The organism is Pseudomonas sp. MF08831 (genome assembly GCF_059862645.1).
On the sequence record NZ_JCBCUX010000016.1, the window covers coordinates 91,591 to 110,728 of the forward strand.

A 19,138-nucleotide genomic window follows, 5' to 3' on the forward strand; every position below is an offset into this window, starting at 1 on the left:
AGCCCGCTCCCACATTTGTTATTTGTCATCTTCAAGACCTGTGCTTGCCGCAGGCGGCAGTAGTCCGCCGTTTTTTCGACTCTCGTCCAGCCACCTAATCGCCATGCCTGCGCGCAAACCCCCGTCCCGCCTGGACTTTTCCTCGTTTTTAAAAGTTGGTTCGCAAATTGCTTAAGCCTCATCAGTACAGCGGTGGGCGGCAAGCGTCCGTCAGAAAGAGGATAGAGCGTGGACAAGTACCTTTATGTGGCAATGACCGGCGCCAGCCAGAATGCACTGGCGCAGAAGGCCCATGCCAACAATCTGGCGAACATCTCCACCAACGGTTTTCAGCGTGACCTGGAGCAGGCGCGTTCGATGCCGGTGTTTGGTGACAGCTTTCCGGCGCGCGCGTTTGCCATGACCGAGCGGCCAGCCACCGACTTCTCCCCGGGCGCCATGATCGAAACCGGTCGTGACCTCGACGTGGCGGTCAGCGGCGACGGTTGGATGGCCGTGCAAACCCCCGATGGCAGTGAAGCCTACGTGCGCAGCGCCAGCATGAATGTGGATGCGCTGGGCGTGCTGCGGGCCGGCAACGGTATGCCGATCATGGGCAACGGTGGCCCGATTGCGGTGCCGCCGCAGCAGAAAATCGAAGTGGGTGCCGACGGCACCATCAGCATCCGCGCCATGGGCGAAGGCCCGCGGGTAATGGCTGAAGTGGACCGCATCAAGTTGGTCCAGCCGGACCTCAAGAACATGACCAAGGGCCTCGACGGCACCATCCACACCAAGGATGGCCAGCCGGCCCAGGCGAACGCCAACGTCACGCTGACGTCGGGCTTCCTGCAGGCAAGCAACGTCAACGCCGTTGAAGAAATGACCGCGGTGCTGTCGCTTTCCAAGCAGTTCGAGCTGCACATCAAGATGATGAACAGCGCCAAGGAAGACGACCAGGCCATGACCCGCGTTCTGGCGATGAGCTGATTGCCGCGTTACTGACCGACTACTAATTTTGCAGCGCAGCGCCAACAAACAGGCGCACGAAGGAGAACAGCATGCTTCCGGCTCTATGGGTTGCCAAAACAGGTTTGTCCGCCCAGGACACCAACCTGACCACCATTTCCAACAACTTGGCGAACGTGTCGACCACGGGCTTCAAACGTGACCGCGCCGAGTTCCAGGACTTGCTCTATCAGATCAAGAAGCAGCCGGGCGCCCAATCGACCCAGGACAGCGAATTGCCGTCGGGCCTGCAACTGGGTACCGGTGTGCAGATCGTTGGCACGCAGAAGAACTTCAGCGCCGGTAACCTGCAGCAAACCGGTCAGCCGTTGGACATGGCCATCAACGGGCGCGGCTTCTTCCAGATCCTGCAACCGGATGGCACCACGTCCTACACCCGTGACGGCACGTTCCACCTCGACTCCAATGGCCAGATCGTCACGGCCAACGGTTTCGCCCTGGAGCCGGCTGTTGTGGTTCCCGCCGATGCCAAGACCTTTACCGTCGGCAACGACGGCACCGTGTCGATCACCGTGGCCGGCAACCCGGCTTCGCAAGTGATCGGCAACCTGCAAACCGCCGACTTCATCAACCCGGCCGGCCTGCAAGCGATGGGTAACAACCTGTTCCTGGAAACCGCCTCCAGCGGCGCGCCGCAAATCGGCACCCCTGGCCTGAACGGTTTTGGCACCACGCTGCAAAGCACCCTGGAAACCTCCAACGTCAGCACGGTTGAGGAGATGGTCAACATGATCACCACCCAGCGCGCCTACGAGATGAACTCCAAGGTGATTTCCACCGCAGACCAGATGCTTTCGTTCGTAACGCAGAATCTGTAATCAAGTCTATGGGGCGCCATCGACGGCGCCTGCAACACCGTGAGGTAAGGGTCATGAATCGCTATGTTTCTGTTCTGGCATTGAGTGGGATCGCCGTGCTCGCGGGCTGTGTCGCCCCGACGCCAAAACCCAATGACCCGTACTACGCGCCGGTGTTGCCACGCACGCCGTTGCCGGCGGCGGCCAACAATGGCTCGATCTACCAGGCCGGCTTCGAACAGAACCTGTACAGCGACCGCAAGGCGTTCCGTGTGGGTGACATCATCACCATCACCCTGAACGAGAAAACCCAGGCCAGCAAAAATGCCAACTCGCAGATCGGCAAGACCAGCAAGACCAGCATTGGCCTGACGTCGCTGTTCGGTGGCGTGCCCAACACCAATAACCCGCTGGGCAGCGGTGATCTGAGCCTGGACGCCGGCTACAGCGGCGACCGCGCCACCAACGGCAAAAGTGCGGCGGGGCAGGGCAACAGCCTGACCGGTTCGATCACCGTGACCGTCGCCGATGTACTGCCCAACGGCATCATCGCCGTACGCGGTGAGAAGTGGATGACCCTCAACACCGGCGACGAGCTGGTGCGCATTGCGGGCATGGTTCGCGCCGATGATATTTCCACCGACAACACCGTGCCGTCGACGCGGATTGCCGATGCGCGCATTACCTACTCGGGTACAGGTTCGTTTGCTGATGCGAGTCAGCCAGGCTGGTTCGACCGTTTCTTCCTTAGCCCGCTGTTCCCTTTCTAGGTGGCCACTTTGAAACTCAAACAGCTGATGGCTGCCGCGTTGTTGCTGGCCTTGAGCACAGGGGCCTTGGCTGAGCGGTTGAAAGACATCGCCAGTATTTCCGGCGTGCGCTCCAACCAACTGATCGGGTACGGCCTGGTGGTGGGGCTTAACGGCACGGGTGACCAAACCACCCAAACCCCGTTCACCCTGCAGACGTTCAACAACATGCTCTCGCAGTTCGGTATCAAGGTGCCGCCGGGTTCGGGCAACGTGCAACTGAAAAACGTCGCGGCCGTGTCCATCAGTGCCGATTTGCCGGCGTTCTCCAAGCCGGGTCAGGTGGTGGACATCACCGTCTCGTCCATCGGTAACTCCAAAAGCCTGCGCGGCGGCACGTTGCTGATGACGCCGCTCAAGGGTATCGACGGCAACGTCTACGCCATCGCCCAGGGCAACCTGGTGGTCGGTGGTTTTGACGCCGAGGGCCGTGACGGTTCGAAGATCACCGTTAACGTGCCATCGGCCGGGCGTATCCCGGGCGGCGCCATGGTGGAACGCACCGTGCCCAGCGGCTTCAACCAGGGCAACAGCCTGACCTTGAACCTCAACCGTTCGGACTTCACCACCGCCAAGCGCGTGGTCGACAAGATCAACGACATGCTCGGCCCTGGCGTGGCCCAGGCCATTGACGGCGGCTCTATCCGCGTTACCGCGCCACTGGACCCAAGCCAGCGTGTCGATTACCTGTCGATCCTGGAAAACCTCGAGGTCGATCCAGGCCAGGCGGTGGCCAAGGTCATCATCAATTCGCGTACCGGCACGATCGTGATCGGTCAGAACGTCAAGGTATCGCCGGCGGCCGTGACCCACGGCAGCCTGACCGTGACCATCACCGAAGACCCGATCGTCAGTCAGCCTGGGCCTTTGTCCAACGGCCAGACGGCGGTAGTGCCGCGTTCGCGGGTGAATGCTCAGCAAGAAGCCAAGCCGATGTTCAAGTTCGGCCCCGGCACCACGCTGGACGAGATTGTCCGCGCGGTGAACCAGGTGGGCGCAGCCCCAGGCGACTTGATGGCGATCCTCGAAGCGCTGAAACAGGCCGGCGCCTTGCAAGCCGACCTGATAGTGATCTGAGCCATGGTCATGGATATGCGCAAGAGCGGGATCAGCAGCACGGCGGATTCGGGGTCTTACTCCGACCTGAACCGGCTTAACCAGCTCAAGGTCGGCGCCGACAAGAACAGCGAAGGCAACATGCGCAAAGTCGCGCAGGAGTTCGAGTCGCTGTTCCTCAGCGAGATGCTCAAGTCCATGCGTTCGGCCACGGAAGCGCTGGGCAAGGACAACCCGCTGAATACGCCGGCGGCCAAGCAATACCAGGAAATGTACGACCAGCAGTTGGCGGTTTCGATGTCTCGCGAAGGCGGTGGTATTGGCCTGGCCGACGTGCTGATGCGCCAGATGCAGAAGAACAAACCGGTGGACGCCCAGGCGGCCACGTTGCAGGGCCCGGAGGCGGCGCAAGCGCCAGCGAAGAAGGTCGATGTGCCGACTGAAATCGGCGCAGGCACCCAAGCCGAAGGGCCGCTGGGCCGCTCCAACGGCCAGCGTCCGCTGTGGGCCTATCGCGTGGCCGTGCCTGAAGGCGCGAGCGCGCACGCCAACGACATGGAGCTGATGAACCAGCGCCGTATCGCCTTGCCGAGCAAGCTGACTGACCGTCTGTTGGCCGGCATCGTGCCGAACGCGCCGGTCGCCATCGATGCCAAGAGCGCGCCGCTGCGTAACAGCGCCGCCGCCGACAACGTGGTCAACAGCACCGCGCGCAGCATTGCCGTACCGAGCGGGCGCATGCAGGTGTATGGCCGCGCCATCGCCCAGCCACCGCTGGCGCCGGCGAAGAAAGCCTTCAGCTCGCAGGATGAATTTGTCGCCACCATGCTGCCGATGGCCAAGGCGGCCGCCGCGCGCATCGGTGTCGACCCCAAGTACCTGGTGGCCCAGGCCGCGCTGGAAACCGGTTGGGGCAAATCGGTAATGCGCGCCGAGGACGGCAGCAGCAGTCACAACCTGTTCGGCATCAAGGCCGGGCAGAGTTGGCAGGGCGGCCAGGCGCGTGCAATTACCAGCGAGTTTCGTAATGGATCGATGGTCAAGGAAACGGCGCAATTCCGTTCCTACAACTCCTATCAGGACAGCTTCCACGACCTCGTGACATTGCTGCAAAGCAATGATCGCTATAAAGAAGTTGTGAAATCAGCCGACAACCCGGAACAGTTTGTGCGCGAGTTGCAAAAAGCCGGATATGCAACCGACCCGGACTACGCCAGCAAGATTTCGCAGATCGCCAAAACGATGAACAGTTACCAGGATTACGCTGCCGCGGGCGCATCCACTCATTTATAAGGTCTGAATCATGAGTTTGCTCAATATCGGGATGTCGGGGCTCAACGCCGCTCAAGGATCGTTGTCGGTCCTGAGTAACAACATTGCCAACGTCAACACCCCGGGATACTCGCGTCAGCAGACCACCCAGAACGCCAGCGCCAACAATCAGTACGGCGGCGTGTACATCGGCAGCGGCACGACCCTGGCGGATGTGCGCCGCATCTATAACGATTTCTTGGGCGCCGCTTACCAGAGCAGCACGGCCCTCAACAGCGACGCCACCGCCTACGCGGGCCAGGCGGCTGCGATTGACAAGACCCTGTCTGACAAGTCCACCGGCATGTCGGCGGTGCTCAGCGCGTTTTTCGCGTCCCTGCAAACCGCGGCAGCGACCCCGAGCGACGTGTCCGCGCGCCAACTGCTGGTGACCAGCGCCCAGACCCTGAGCAACCGCTTCAACGCGATCTCGACCCAGCTGACCCAGCAAAAAGAAAGCATCAACAGTCAACTGAGCACCATGAGTGATCAGGTCAATAAGCTGACGTCGTCGATTGCGTCGCTGAACACGCAAATCGCAACCGCCCAGGGCTCGTCGACCAGTGCGCCGGCCAACCTGCTGGATGCGCGTAACGAGGCGGTGCGTTCGCTCAACGAGCTGATCGGCGTAACGGCCACCGAGAAGAACGGCCAGTTCAGCATCACCACCGGCACCGGCCAGTCGCTGGTAGAAGGCGGTGTGGCCAACACGATTTCGGCCGTGCCGAGCAAAACCGACAACAGCCAGTACACCATTCAGCTCAACATGGGCGACACGCCGATGGACATCGGCAACGTGGTGTCCGGCGGCAGCATCGGCGGTCTGTTGCGCTACCGCAGTGATGCGCTGATACCGGCCATCAACGACCTGGGCCGCATTGCCATTGCCACCGCTGACAGCGTCAACAGCCAGTTGGGCCAGGGCCTGGACCTGAACAGCGATTTCGGTTCGTCGTTGTTCAGCGACATCAACAGCGCCGCGGCCATTGCCCAGCGTAGCCAGGCAGCCTCGGGCAACAGCGCAGGCTCGGGCAACCTGAATGTGACGATTGCCGACAGCAGCAAGCTCTCGACCTTCGACTACAAAGTCACCTTCACCAGCGGCAACCAGTACAACGTGGTGCGCTCCGACGGCAAAGCCATGGGCTCGTTCGACACCACCACCACGCCGCCGCCCGTGATCGACGGCTTCACGTTGGCGCTCGATGGCAAGGGGCCGATGGCTGCCGGTGACAGCTTCAAGGTCAGCCCGACGGCCACCGGGGCCAGCAACATCAGCGTTGACCTCAACGACCCGAACAAGCTCGCGTTCGCGGCGCCACTGGCCGGCAATGCCAGCACTACCAACACCGGCACCGGCACGTTCACGCCGCCGACATTGACGCTGCCGATCGATATCAACGGTGGCGCTGCCAGCGCGCAGTTGCGCACCGGGATCGAAAACTCGATGCCGGTGAAGATGGTATTTGGCAAGCCTGCGGCAGACGGCACCCAGTCCTACACAGTGAGCGATGCCCAGGGCAACCCGATCGGCACCGGCAGCATCATTCCGGGCCAGGGCAACAAGGTCTCTATCAGTGTGCCGATGCGTGATGCCAGCGGTACGTTGATTCCAGGCAAGAGCTTCAGTTTCGACACCACCGTGGCGGGCACGCCCGCCAACGGCGACAGCACGACCTTTTCGTTCAACAGTGGCGCCACCTCCGATGGCCGCAACGCTCAGCAATTGCTGGGTTTGCAGACCAAGGCGACGGTCGGTGCGGTGGATGGCAATGCGGGCGTGAGCCTGGTCAGCGCCAACAGCCGGCTGGTGTCCCAAGTCGGTTCCAAGGCCGCCCAGGCCAACACCGACAGCACCGCCACCGGCGCTTTGCTGGCCGCGAACAAGGCGGCCAGCAACTCCGTGTCCCAGGTCAACCTGGACGAGGAGGCGGGCGACATGATCAAGTTCCAGCAGTACTACACCGCGTCGTCGCAGATCATCAAGGCCGCGCAAGAAACCTTCAGCACACTGATCAACGCCCTTTAAAGGAGTCTGGAACGATGCGTATCTCTACACAGCAGTATTTCGACACCAGCTCCGCCAAATATCAGGATAACTACTCGGGTGTGGTGAAGGCTCAGGACCAGGCCAGCTCCGGTGTGCGCGTGCAGACTGCTGCGGATGATCCGGTAGCCGCCGCGCAACTGCTGATGCTGCAACAGCAAAAAGACATGCTGGGCCAGTACAACGGCAACATCACCAGCCTGCAAAACTCGCTGACCAACGAGGAAAGCGTGTTGGCGAGCATCAACACGGCCATGCAAACCGCCAGCGGCCTGGCGTTGCAGGCGGGTAACCTCAAGCTCAGCAACGACGACCGCAAGGCCATCGCCGCTCAGGTTGGCGCGCTCGAAGACCAGGTATTGGGCCTGCTCAACACCAAGGATTCCAGCGGCAACTATATGTTTTCCGGGGCCAAGACCGACACGCCGCCCTACAGCCGTAACAACGATGGCACCTACACCTACCAGGGTGATGAGACGCCGCTGAGCCTGCAAGTGTCGAGCAACTTGACGATTGCGGCGGGCGATACCGGCAAGACGCTGCTGGAAAGCTCCGGCAACACCGGGCGCACTCAGGCGACGATTTTGCCGCCGGCGGTCAACGACGGCAAAGTCGCGATTTCGGCCGGCCTGGTCACCTCGGGCACCGCTTACACGAAGAATTTTGCCGACGGCCAGCCATACAAGCTGACCTTCTCCAGCAGTACCCAATACAGCGTGACCGACAAGGACGGCAACGACGTTACGTCCGAGATCACCGGTAACGGCACATTTGATTCCACCAAGGAAGGCGCGTCCAGCGTCAACCTGCGCGGGGTCAAGTTCGACATCAGCCTGAATCTTGGGCCTGACGTGGCCTCGGGCGCACCGGCTGACGCGCTGGTGGCAGGCAAGGCCTTTACGCTGGAAAGCAAACCGGACACGTTCAGCAGTTCGCGCACAGCCAGTAATCCGTCTACGGCGCAGTTGACCGGTGGTCGGGTCACGGACCAGGCAGCCTACGCCAGCACCTTTCCGAACTCCGGCGCGGTGATCAAGTTCACCAGCGGCAATGACTACGAGGTGTACGCCCAGCCGTACTCGGCGAACAGCAAGTCGATTGCCACCGGCACCATGGCCACTGGCGCGACGTCGATCACGGCTGCCGGGGTGACCTTCGATGTGAGCGGCGCGCCGGGGGCGGGTGATCAGTTTTCCGTGAGTGCCACCAGCAACAAGAACATGAACGCCCTGGACACGCTGGGCCAACTGCGCAAGGCGCTGGAAACTCCGGCCGATGGCGACCCGGTGGCCATGAACAAGCTCAAGGACGTGATCAATACCTCCATCGGTAACCTGGCCAACGCTTCGGCGCAGATTGACCAGGTGCGTGGCTCGATTGGTGCGCGCCAGAACGCGCTGGATATCCAGAGCCAGGAAAACACCAGTTTGGGGCTGGCCAATACCTCCACCATGTCATCGCTGGCGAACGTCGACATGGGCCAGGCGGCCATTGATCTGACATTGCAGCAGACCATGCTGCAGGCTTCGCAGCTGGCGTTTGTGAAGATCTCCCAGTTGAGCCTGTTCAGCCGCATGTAACCGGCGAGCCTACAAGCGGCCCACCCTGGCAACAGGGTGGGCCGTTGTCGTTTCTGGGGGCGGGAATGTTGCAGGGTTTTGCATAAAGCGCACAAAATTGAGTGACCTGTGAGTCATAAAGCGCATCTTCACTGTATCGTGTGAAAAGGATAAGTCGTCGCAGGGTCTTTGCGCGGGGGCTTTCAGCGATATTTTTACGGGGTTATCCCCTTTATTGTCAGCGCTCCCGGCGTAGTCCGAGGGGTGTTATCCAGCTATTTAGTATTGGGAAGCCACAATGATTGGCATAAAAAGCATCGCCAGTTACGTGCCGGCAGACGGGGTTGACAACTACGCCCAGGGCGCCAAATTCGCCAAGGATGAGGATTTCATCATTGGCAAGATCGGTTCGGCGTTCCTGCCGCGCAAGGATGCTGCGCAGGAAACCTCCGACCTGTGCGTCGAGGCGGTCAACGCCTTGTTTGCCAACAACCCTGATTTGAAGCGCGAGTCCATCGACGCGCTGATCGTCGTAACCCAGAACGGCGATGAGGAAGGCTTGCCCCACACGGCCGCCATCGTCCAGGACAAGCTGGGCCTGCCGACCCACGTGGCGGCGTTTGATATCTCGCTGGGTTGCTCAGGCTATGTCTACGGCATCTACGCGATGAAAGGCTTCATGGAAGCCACTGGCCTGAAAAACGGCCTGCTGATCACCGCCGACCCGTATTCGAAGATCGTTGATCCGGAAGACCGCAACACCACCATGCTCTTCGGCGACGCCGCCACCGCCACCTGGATGGGCGAAGATGCGCCGTGGTTGCTCGGCAAGTCGAAGTTCGGCACCGACGGTTCCGGCGCGCCGCACCTGAAGGTCAGCGACGGCGTGTTTTTCATGAATGGCCGCCAGGTGTTCAACTTCGCCCTGCTCAAAGTACCGGCGCATTTGCACGAGCTGCTCAACGAGTCTGAGCTTAAGGCTGACGAGATTGATGCCTTCTGCATCCACCAGGGCAGTGCGGCGATTGTCGACGCCGTGGCGCGACGTTTTGAAGACGCACCGGTGGAGAAATTCATCAAGGACATGGTCGAGACGGGTAATACCGTGTCCTCGAGCATTCCGCTGCTGCTGGAAAAGCACATGATGGACGGCGACTGGAAGCGTGTTGCGATCAGTGGCTTTGGTGTCGGTTTGTCGTGGGGTTCGGCGATTCTCTATCGTCCGTGACCTGCTGATAGCGCTGCACACAAAAACGCCCAGGCTTGAAAAAGCCTGGGCGTTTTTTATTTGGCGCCAGAAAACCCAGCAAATGCGAGGCTTTGGGCTATCGTAAATGCTTGAATTACAAAGGGTGGCCCCGTGCTAGTAAAAAAAATCAAAAAAGTCCTCAAGAGACCTGCATTCACGACGATAACTATTACGAAGGTTCTCTAGGCCACACCCGGCGGTTGCCAGGGCCGGAAGCCGCAGTACACCACCCACGAGGATTTCGTCATGGCTTTAACAGTAAACACCAACCTTGCTTCGTTGACCGTTCAGAACAACCTGAACAAGGCTTCCGGCGCCCTGCAAACTTCCATGCAGCGTCTGTCCTCCGGCCTGCGTATCAACAGCGCCAAAGACGATGCGGCCGGCCTGCAAATCTCCAACCGTCTGACCAGCCAGATCAACGGCCTGGGCGTTGCGATCAAAAACGCCAACGATGGTAGCTCGATTGCTCAGACCGCTGAAGGCGCCATGCAGCAGTCCACCAACATCCTGCAAAGCATGCGTACCCTGGCTCTGCAATCCGCCAACGGCTCGCCAAGCGCTGAAGACCGTAAGTCGAACCAGGCTCAATACGCTGCTCTGACCGCTGAATTGACCCGTATCGCTACCACCACTACTTTCGGTGGCAAGAACCTGCTGGACGGTTCGTTCGGTACCACTTCGTTCCAGGTCGGCGCCAACGCCAACCAGACCATCGACATGAGCATCGGTAACGTTGCAGCCAACAACATTGGTTCGCAGCAGCTGAAAACCCAATCCCTGACGCCTTCGGCAACAGGTATTGCTGGTGGCGCGATCACCGTTACCGGTGGTGGCCAGTCTGCAACCGTTACCCTGGCAGCTGGCGCTTCCGCCAAGCAGATCGCTGCTCAAATGAACGGCGCCGTCGGCGGCCTGGCTGCTACCGCCAGCACCGAAGCTCAGTTCACCGTGAACGCGGCTACCATTGGTGCTGCAACTCCTCCAAACGCTAACTTCACCCTGCAAGTGGGCAGCGGTGCAGCCGTTCAGTTCACTGGCGTGACCAGCACTTCCGACCTGGCTAGCCAACTGGCGTCCAACGCTGCCAAGCTGGGCATCAGCGTTAACTACGATTCGTCGACCAACGCTCTGTCGGTCAAGTCCGACACCGGTGAGAACCTGACCTTCAACGCTGGTGACGGCGGTGCTGCTGGTATCTCGGTTGCAACCAAAGACGGCAACGGTACCTTCGGTACTGCTACTGCACTGGCCGCCACCGCTATCGTTGCTACCGGTGCTGTTTCGCTGAACTCCTCCAGCAGCTACGCGCTGAATGGCGCTGGTGTAGCCGGTGTGTTCGCTGCCGGTGCTGCTACCGCTGCCAACTCCGCCAAAACCACCGTCAACAACACCGACGTTACCACCGCTGCCAACGCGCAAAACGCGATCGACGTGATCACCCAGGCGATCTCGGACATCGACTCCCAGCGTGCCGGCCTCGGTGCTGTACAAAACCGTTTCGACAACACCGTTGCCAACCTGCAGAGCATTGCAGACAACTCCAGCGCCGCTCGCGGTCAGATTCAGGACGTTGACTACGCTGCTGAAACTGCTCAGTTGACCAAGCAGCAAACCCTGCAACAGGCTTCCACTGCGATCCTGTCCCAGGCCAACCAACTGCCATCCGCTGTACTGAAGCTGCTTCAGTAATAGCCATCGGTAGATGACTGACGGAAGGGCGCGTTTACGTGCCCTTTTGTCTTTTGCGTGATGAGGAGATTGGACATGGACATGAGCGTCAAGTTGAACCTGTCTTATCCGGCAGCGGCGCCGCAAAGTGCTCCTGCTCCAGTAAGTGCCGGTCCGCAGAAAACCAAGGTAGACCCTACAGTTGCCCCGGTCGAACCCAAGCAGGACTCGAAACCGTCCGACCTTGAACAGGCGGTCACGGATATTCGCAAATTCGTCCAGGCTGCCCAGCGCAACCTGGATTTTTCCATTGATGACACCACCCATCAGGTGGTGGTCAAGGTCATTGCGACCGACAGCGGCGAGGTGATTCGGCAGATCCCTTCGGAAACTGCGTTGAAACTCGCACAAAGCCTTCACGACGCCAGCAGCGTGTTGTTTGACGCCAAAGTCTGAGCTGGCATGAATTTTGTTGCTGTAGCTGCTTGAGGCGTCGTACGTCAAGAAAGCGCCAGCCCCGGATCAGGAGAACAGTCATGGGTGATATTACGGTTAGCGGTCCAGTTACGAACATCGATACCCAGTCGATCGTGACGGCATTGGTGAACGCGGAACAGGCACCCAAGCAGTCGCAGATCAACAAGCAGACGCAAACGTCGACCGCCCAGCTGTCCTCGATCGGCAAGATTCAAGCGGCATTGGATGCGTTCCGCGGCGCTATGGACAACATGGCCAAAGACGCCAGTATCGGCGGTTTGTCGGCAACGACCTCGGATAACAACGTATCGACCATCACGCTGGGCGCCGGTGCCTCCGCGGGCAGCTACCAGTTGGTGGTCAATCAGTTGGCGACGGCCTCGAAGGTCGCTACCCAGACTTTTGCAGCCGGGGCGAAGGCTGTCGTCAATACCGGCACTACGTCGACCACCTTGGAGATCTCCCAGTCGGGCAAGAGCTATGGTGTGAGCGTTCCGCCAGGTGCGACGTTGCAGCAGGTGCGTGACTCGATCAACGCGCAATACAGCAGTGCTGGCTTGAGTGCCAACATCCTGACTGACGCCACCGGTTCCCGTTTGGTCATGACGTCGACCAATACCGGCGTCGGCACCGACATTACCCTCGGCGGTAACTCCGGCCTGGAAGCCGGAGCCTCGGTCGTGACCGTGCCGCAGAACGCGAAGTACACCATTGACGGTACCGCTCAGGAATCCAAGAGCAATACCCTGGGCGACGCGATCAGTGGTGTGAGCATCAAGTTGACGGCAGTGTCGCCTCTGCCTGCCGGTTCTACAGATCCGCTACCCGCTGACTCAATCGTTACGCGCCTGAGTTCGACCATTACCATCGCGCGAAGCACCGACACCCTCAAGAGTTCGGTCAAGGGCTTTGTCGACACCTATAACGCCCTGATGACAGCGATCAACACTGAGACCGCGGTGACCACCAATGCCGACGGTTCCATCACGTCGGCTGCGCTGACCGGCGACGCCACTCTGCGTACTCTGACCTCGGCCGTTCGTAGCGAACTGAACGCATTGGGTGGCACGGGCTCGTTGAAATCCCTGGCCCAGTTTGGTGTGAACACTGACCAGAAGACCGGCAAGCTGAGCATCGACGATAAGTTGTTCAGTGCAGCGATCGCGACCAACCCCACTGACATTGGCGGCATTTTCAACGGTGACAAGGGGCTGCTGGCACGGATGAAAACCGCGACCGACAGCTATGCGCTCAGTGGTACCGGGGTTCTCGCTACGCGTACATCGACGCTGTCGGCAAACATCAAGGACCTGCAAAACCAGCAGGACACCCTGACCGCGCGCATGGCGGCCTTGAAGACGAGCCTGACCGCCAAATACACCACGATGAACAACTTGGTTGCCCAGCTCACCAGTCAACGTTCCAGCGTCATGACCACGCTTAACGCGCTGAATAATCCGAAGACCAGTTGATCCTCAATGAGGCCGCCCGGCGAGGTGATTGACTTTGTCGGGCGTGACCTTCGCAAGACCACCGGCTTAAAGTTTTTTGCGACGCCGTCGACATAATAGTCAGAACCCATTCTTTTAGTGTTGCCTGTCACGAGGTAGAAACATGAATCCCATGAGAGCCCTTCGCCAATATCAGAAGGTCAATTCCCATGCCCAGGTCTCCGAGGCCAGTCCACACCGTCTGGTCCAGATGTTGATGGAAGGCGCGTTGGATCGCATGGCTCAGGCCAAGGGCGCCATGGCTCGTGGTGATATCGCGCAAAAAGGACTGTTGCTGGGCAAGGCGATCGACATTCTGATCGGTTTGCGTGACGGCCTGAACCCGGAAAAAACCGATGATCCGGCCGCGTTGCAGCAATTGGATAACCTGTATGCCTACATGACCACGCGCTTGCTGGAAGCAAACAGCAAAAGCGATGTCGCCATGATCGACGAAGTAGCCGGCCTGATGATTACGCTCAAGGAAGGCTGGGACGGTATTGCAACACTGTAGGCCTTTGGCCTGAGGATGATGTCATGAGCCACGCCCTGCAACGGATTGACGAGACCCGCGAAGCCCTGGTTGACGCATTGGCCCACCGTAACTGGGACGCTATCGGCGAACTGGACATGGGGTGTCGTGCGGTGATCGATGAGGCGCTTAACAATGCGCCGGTGGACGAGGGTGCCCTGCGGGAAAAGCTGGAAAGCTTGCTGGCGGTGTATCAGCAGTTGCTTGAAGTGACGACTGGCGAACGCCAGGCGATTTTCGAAGAGATGTCGCAGATCAACCGAGCGGAAAGCGCGTCAAAGGTTTACCATCTGTTCGGCTGAATGGGCTCAGTTAATCCGAACGGCGCGTCATATATTTGACTGTGCCAGCATTTTTGACTTAACTAGTGCTGTTTTCAGATTTCAGACGTCTAGTAGGGTAAGAAATCTTACAAACGTCTAGATTGCCCTCACTCTGGGGCAGAGCGTTTTACTAGGGAAGTTGCTATTGCATGTGGCGTGAAACCAAAATTCTGCTGATTGATGACGATAGCGTCCGCCGCCGCGATTTAGCGGTAATTTTGAATTTTCTTGGTGAAGAAAATTTGCCCTGCGGTAGCCATGACTGGCAGCAGGCGGTCAGCTCTTTGTCGTCGAGCCGTGAAGTCATCTGTGTGTTGATCGGGACGGTAAACGCTCCTGGCGCAGTTCTGGGCTTGTTAAAGACACTGTCAACCTGGGATGAGTTCCTTCCGGTGTTGCTGATGGGCGATATTTCTTCCGTGGACCTTCCGGAAGACCAGCGCCGCCGCGTGCTCTCCACCCTGGAAATGCCGCCCAGCTACAGCAAATTGCTCGATTCCCTGCACCGTGCCCAGGTCTACCGCGAGATGTATGACCAGGCTCGCGAGCGCGGTCGTCATCGCGAACCCAACCTGTTTCGCAGCCTCGTCGGCACCAGCCGTGCGATCCAGCACGTACGCCAGATGATGCAGCAAGTGGCCGATACCGACGCCAGTGTATTGATCCTCGGCGAGTCCGGTACCGGCAAGGAAGTGGTCGCACGCAACCTGCACTATCACTCCAAACGCCGCGACGGGCCTTTCGTGCCGGTCAACTGCGGGGCAATCCCGGCAGAATTGCTCGAAAGCGAACTGTTCGGCCACGAGAAGGGCGCCTTTACCGGGGCGATCACCAGCCGTGCCGGGCGTTTCGAGCTGGCCAATGGCGGCACCCTGTTTCTTGACGAAATCGGCGACATGCCGCTGCCGATGCAGGTCAAGCTGTTGCGCGTGTTGCAGGAACGCACCTTCGAGCGCGTGGGCAGCAACAAGACCCAGAGCGTCGACGTGCGCATTATCGCGGCCACGCACAAAAACCTCGAAAGCATGATCGAGGTCGGTAGCTTCCGCGAAGACTTGTACTACCGCCTCAACGTATTCCCTATCGAGATGGCCCCGCTGCGCGAGCGCGTGGAAGACATCCCGCTGCTGATGAACGAACTGATTTCGCGCATGGAGCACGAAAAGCGCGGCTCGATTCGCTTCAACTCCGCCGCGATCATGTCCCTGTGCCGTCACGGCTGGCCGGGCAACGTCCGCGAGCTGGCCAACCTGGTCGAGCGCATGGCCATCATGCACCCGTACGGGGTGATTGGCGTGGTCGAGCTGCCGAAGAAATTCCGCTACGTCGACGATGAAGACGAGCAACTGGTAGACAGCCTGCGCAGTGACCTGGAAGAGCGCGTGGCCATCAACGGCCATACGCCGGATTTCGGTTCCACCGCCATGCTGCCGCCCGAAGGCCTGGACTTGAAAGACTACCTCGGTAGCCTCGAACAAGGCCTGATCCAGCAGGCGCTGGACGATGCCAATGGCATTGTCGCGCGCGCCGCCGAGCGCCTGCGCATCCGTCGCACCACCCTGGTGGAGAAGATGCGCAAGTACGGCATGAGCCGTCGCGAAGGTGATGAACAGGCGGATGATTGACGCCTGTTTTTTAACTGACTGATATATAGGTCTATTTTTTTCGGCACGGGTATTGCTACAGCCCTCGCAACGTTCCGTTTAACTGACGGTCAGCCAGCGAGAGAGCATGATGCCCCACGCCGCCAAACTTTCTTCAGCCCCTGCTATTCCTGGGCTGGTTCCGTGCGCAGAGCCGTTGACCCGGCAGGGTCTTGAACAGGCGTTCTCGCAATTCAACCAGATGTCGAGCCAGCTGACCGACTCCTACAGTCTGCTGGAGGCGCGGGTTTCCGAGCTTAAAGGCGAACTGGCAGTGGTCAGCGCCCAGCGCATGCAAGAGCTCGCCGAGAAAGAGCGTCTGGCCAACCGTCTACAAAACCTCCTCGACCTGTTGCCCGGCGGCGTAATCGTCATCGATGAAATGGGCCGTGTCCGCGAAGCCAACCCGGCCGCGCGTGACTTGCTGGGCGAGCCGCTGGAAGGCGAGTTGTGGCGCCAGGTGATTACACGCTGCTTTGCGCCACGCGAAGACGACGGCCATGAAATTTCCCTCAAGGATGGCCGGCGCCTGTCCATCGCCACCCGTTCCCTGGACGCCGAGCCCGGCCAACTGGTGCTGCTCAACGACCTGACTGAAACCCGTCACTTGCAAGACCAGTTGGCGCGCCATGAGCGTTTGTCGTCGCTGGGGCGGATGGTTGCTTCTTTGGCGCATCAGATCCGCACGCCATTGTCGGCAGCGTTGATCTACGCCAGTCATTTGACTGATGAGCAACTGCCAGCCGCCACCCACCAGCGATTTGCCGGGCGCCTCAAGGAGCGCCTGCATGAATTGGAGCATCAGGTGCGCGACATGCTGGTGTTTGCCCGCGGCGAATTGCCGCTGACCGACCGCGTCACGCCATCGGCGCTGATGCAGTCGCTGCAAGCGGCAGCCGCCACGCATATCCAGGACGTCAATGTGCGCTGGCAGTGCGACAGCCACTTGGGCGAGTTGCTGTGCAACCGCGACACGCTGGTCGGCGCCTTGCTCAACCTGATCGAAAACGCCACCCAGGCCAGCGGCCCGGGTGCGCGGCTCAAAGTGCACCTCTACACCCGCGACCAAACCCTGCGCCTGTGCATCAGCGACAGCGGCAGCGGCATCGACCCGGTCGTGCTGCAACGCCTGGGCGAACCCTTTTTTACCACCAAGACCAACGGGACGGGCCTGGGCCTGACCGTGGTCAAGGCAGTGGCGCGTGCACATCAGGGAGAATTGCAACTGCACTCCCGGTTGGGGCGTGGCACCTGTGCATTGATAACCTTGCCGCTGTTTTCCAGCGCGGCAAGCGCGGAGTAAAAGGACTATGGCTATCAAGGTTTTATTGGTCGAAGACGACCGCGCCCTGCGTGAAGCATTGGCTGACACGCTGCTGTTGGCGGGCCATGACTACCGCGCGGTCGGTTCTGCCGAGGATGCCTTGGAGGCCGTTGAGCAAGAGTCCTTCAGCCTGGTGGTCAGTGACGTGAACATGCCCGGCATGGACGGCCACCAGTTGCTTGGCGTGTTGCGCGCACGCCAGCCGCAACTGCCGGTGCTGCTGATGACGGCGCATGGCGCCGTCGAGCGGGCGGTGGACGCCATGCGCCAAGGGGCGGCGGATTACCTGGTCAAACCCTTCGAGCCCAAGGCACTGATCGAGCTGGTCGCCCGGCATGCGCTGGGCGTGGTGTCGAATGCCGAGGGTGAAGGCCCGATTGCCTTCGAGCCGGCCAGCGCGCAGTTGCTGGAACTGGCAGCCCGGGTGGCGCGCAGCGACTCCACCGTGTTGATTTCCGGCGAGTCCGGCACCGGTAAGGAAGTGTTGGCGCGTTACATTCACCAGCAGTCGGGCCGCGCCAAACAACCGTTTATTGCGATCAACTGCGCGGCGATTCCCGACAACATGCTCGAAGCCACGCTGTTCGGTCATGAAAAGGGCTCGTTTACCGGCGCTATTGCCGCGCAGGCCGGCAAGTTCGAACAGGCCGACGGCGGCACCATCCTGCTCGACGAAATTTCGGAGATGCCGCTGGGCCTGCAAGCCAAGCTGCTGCGGGTGCTGCAGGAGCGCGAAGTCGAGCGCGTCGGCGCACGCAAGCCCATCCAGCTGGACATCCGCGTGGTCGCCACCACCAACCGTGACCTGGCGGGTGAAGTGGCGGCAGGGCGCTTTCGTGAAGACTTGTTCTACCGGCTCTCGGTGTTCCCGCTGGCCTGGCGCCCGTTGCGTGAGCGCCCGGCGGACATCATTCCGCTGGCCGAGCGCTTGCTGAACAACCACGTCAAAAAAATGAAGCATGCCCAGGCGCGGCTGTCGGCTGAAGCCCAGGCCTGCCTGATGGGCTACCCATGGCCTGGCAATGTGCGGGAGCTGGACAATGCCATCCAGCGCGCGCTGATTTTGCAGCAGGGCGGGTTGATTCAGCCGCAGGACTTCTGCCTGGCCATGGGCAGTGGCGCGGCGCCGTTGCCGAGCCTGGCGCCGGCACCGGTGGTCGTGGCCGAAGCCGAGTCTGGCGGTGCCTTGGGCGACGACCTGCGTCGCCGCGAATTCCAGATGATCATCGACACCCTGCGTGCCGAACGCGGCCGCCGCAAGGAAGCTGCCGAGCGCCTGGGCATCAGCCCGCGCACCTTGCGCTACAAGCTGGCGCAGATGCGCGACGCGGGGATGGATGTCGAAGCCTACCTGTTCGCGACCTGACAAATCGCTGTCTTAGAAATACTCAGGTTGACAGGGTTTGTCGCCTTTTCTTACGAATAGCCACGGAGCTGGCACCCTTGTTGCTACCACCCCTAGTAACCGCTGCGTAGTGTCAAAAAATTGCGGGTCGTCGGAGAGAGAAGGTCATGAGCCAGGGTATTGAGTTCAATCGGTTGATGTTGGATATGCGCTCCATGCAAATGGATGCCATGGCTCAACCGAAATCCGTCGCGCCAGCGCCGGAATTGGGCCAAAGCAGTTTTGCCGACATGCTCGGTCAGGCAATCAACAAAGTCAGTGATACCCAGCAAGCCTCGAATCAGTTGGCTACCGCCTTCGAGATCGGCAAAAGCGGCGTGGACCTCACCGATGTGATGGTCGCTTCGCAAAAGGCCAGCGTTTCCTTTCAGGCCTTGACCCAAGTGCGTAACAAGTTGGTTCAGGCTTATCAAGACATCATGCAGATGCCGGTTTAA

General features: G+C 60.2%; 17 protein-coding genes. All 17 read left to right on the forward strand.

Annotated elements, in window-relative coordinates:
* The first annotated feature begins 228 nt into the window (after window positions 1-228).
* The 17 genes from AC19YS_RS26905 (at window position 229) to fliE (ending at window position 19,138) form a co-directional block, all read left to right on the forward strand.
* Window positions 229-969 (forward strand): flagellar basal body rod protein FlgF, encoded by a 741-nt coding sequence (locus tag AC19YS_RS26905; protein ID WP_106576442.1) that lies wholly within the window; start codon window positions 229-231, stop codon window positions 967-969.
* A 71-nt stretch (window positions 970-1,040) separates the two neighbouring features.
* Window positions 1,041-1,826, forward strand: a complete 786-nt coding sequence (flgG, locus tag AC19YS_RS26910) for a flagellar basal-body rod protein FlgG (protein ID WP_005790105.1) — start codon at window positions 1,041-1,043, stop codon at window positions 1,824-1,826.
* Between the two features lie 53 nt (window positions 1,827-1,879).
* Window positions 1,880-2,575 (forward strand): flagellar basal body L-ring protein FlgH, encoded by a 696-nt coding sequence (gene flgH / locus AC19YS_RS26915; protein WP_003214607.1) that lies wholly within the window; start codon window positions 1,880-1,882, stop codon window positions 2,573-2,575.
* A gap of 27 nt (window positions 2,576-2,602) precedes the next feature.
* Window positions 2,603-3,691 (forward strand): flagellar basal body P-ring protein FlgI, encoded by a 1,089-nt coding sequence (locus AC19YS_RS26920; protein ID WP_106576713.1) that lies wholly within the window; start codon window positions 2,603-2,605, stop codon window positions 3,689-3,691.
* 3 nt (window positions 3,692-3,694) lie between these two features.
* Complete coding sequence (flgJ, locus tag AC19YS_RS26925) at window positions 3,695-4,963, forward strand: flagellar assembly peptidoglycan hydrolase FlgJ (RefSeq protein WP_448197886.1); 1,269 nt, start codon at window positions 3,695-3,697, stop codon at window positions 4,961-4,963.
* Between the two features lie 10 nt (window positions 4,964-4,973).
* Window positions 4,974-7,010 (forward strand): flagellar hook-associated protein FlgK, encoded by a 2,037-nt coding sequence (gene flgK / locus AC19YS_RS26930; protein WP_200625060.1) that lies wholly within the window; start codon window positions 4,974-4,976, stop codon window positions 7,008-7,010.
* A 14-nt stretch (window positions 7,011-7,024) separates the two neighbouring features.
* On the forward strand, window positions 7,025-8,608 hold the full coding sequence (locus AC19YS_RS26935; RefSeq protein WP_200625059.1) for a flagellar hook-associated protein 3: 1,584 nt from the start codon (window positions 7,025-7,027) through the stop codon (window positions 8,606-8,608).
* Window positions 8,609-8,885: 277 nt separating this feature from the next.
* The gene (locus AC19YS_RS26940) at window positions 8,886-9,815 is read left to right on the forward strand and encodes a ketoacyl-ACP synthase III (protein ID WP_106576446.1); all 930 of its coding nucleotides are present in this window, start codon (window positions 8,886-8,888) and stop codon (window positions 9,813-9,815) included.
* Window positions 9,816-10,082: 267 nt separating this feature from the next.
* Window positions 10,083-11,528 carry a flagellin N-terminal helical domain-containing protein gene (locus AC19YS_RS26945; protein WP_200625058.1) on the forward strand — a complete coding sequence of 482 codons (1,446 nt, stop codon included), beginning with the start codon at window positions 10,083-10,085 and terminating at the stop codon, window positions 11,526-11,528.
* 75 nt (window positions 11,529-11,603) lie between these two features.
* The gene (locus AC19YS_RS26950; RefSeq protein ID WP_200625057.1) at window positions 11,604-11,963 is read left to right on the forward strand and encodes a flagellar protein FlaG; all 360 of its coding nucleotides are present in this window, start codon (window positions 11,604-11,606) and stop codon (window positions 11,961-11,963) included.
* A gap of 80 nt (window positions 11,964-12,043) precedes the next feature.
* Window positions 12,044-13,456: a flagellar filament capping protein FliD gene (gene fliD, locus AC19YS_RS26955; RefSeq protein WP_200625056.1), complete on the forward strand. Its 1,413-nt coding sequence runs from the start codon at window positions 12,044-12,046 to the stop codon at window positions 13,454-13,456.
* A gap of 142 nt (window positions 13,457-13,598) precedes the next feature.
* A complete protein-coding gene (gene fliS / locus AC19YS_RS26960; RefSeq protein WP_053257313.1) occupies window positions 13,599-13,988 on the forward strand; it encodes a flagellar export chaperone FliS in 390 nt (129 codons plus the stop codon).
* A gap of 23 nt (window positions 13,989-14,011) precedes the next feature.
* The gene (gene fliT, locus AC19YS_RS26965; protein WP_106576451.1) at window positions 14,012-14,308 is read left to right on the forward strand and encodes a flagellar protein FliT; all 297 of its coding nucleotides are present in this window, start codon (window positions 14,012-14,014) and stop codon (window positions 14,306-14,308) included.
* Window positions 14,309-14,478: 170 nt separating this feature from the next.
* Window positions 14,479-15,954, forward strand: coding sequence for a sigma-54 dependent transcriptional regulator (locus tag AC19YS_RS26970; protein WP_071483261.1), 1,476 nt, complete (start codon window positions 14,479-14,481; stop codon window positions 15,952-15,954).
* Window positions 15,955-16,063: 109 nt separating this feature from the next.
* The gene (locus tag AC19YS_RS26975) at window positions 16,064-17,275 is read left to right on the forward strand and encodes a sensor histidine kinase (RefSeq protein WP_500603073.1); all 1,212 of its coding nucleotides are present in this window, start codon (window positions 16,064-16,066) and stop codon (window positions 17,273-17,275) included.
* Between the two features lie 7 nt (window positions 17,276-17,282).
* Window positions 17,283-18,662: a sigma-54-dependent transcriptional regulator gene (locus AC19YS_RS26980; protein WP_500603054.1), complete on the forward strand. Its 1,380-nt coding sequence runs from the start codon at window positions 17,283-17,285 to the stop codon at window positions 18,660-18,662.
* A gap of 146 nt (window positions 18,663-18,808) precedes the next feature.
* Window positions 18,809-19,138, forward strand: a complete 330-nt coding sequence (gene fliE, locus AC19YS_RS26985; protein ID WP_016972029.1) for a flagellar hook-basal body complex protein FliE — start codon at window positions 18,809-18,811, stop codon at window positions 19,136-19,138.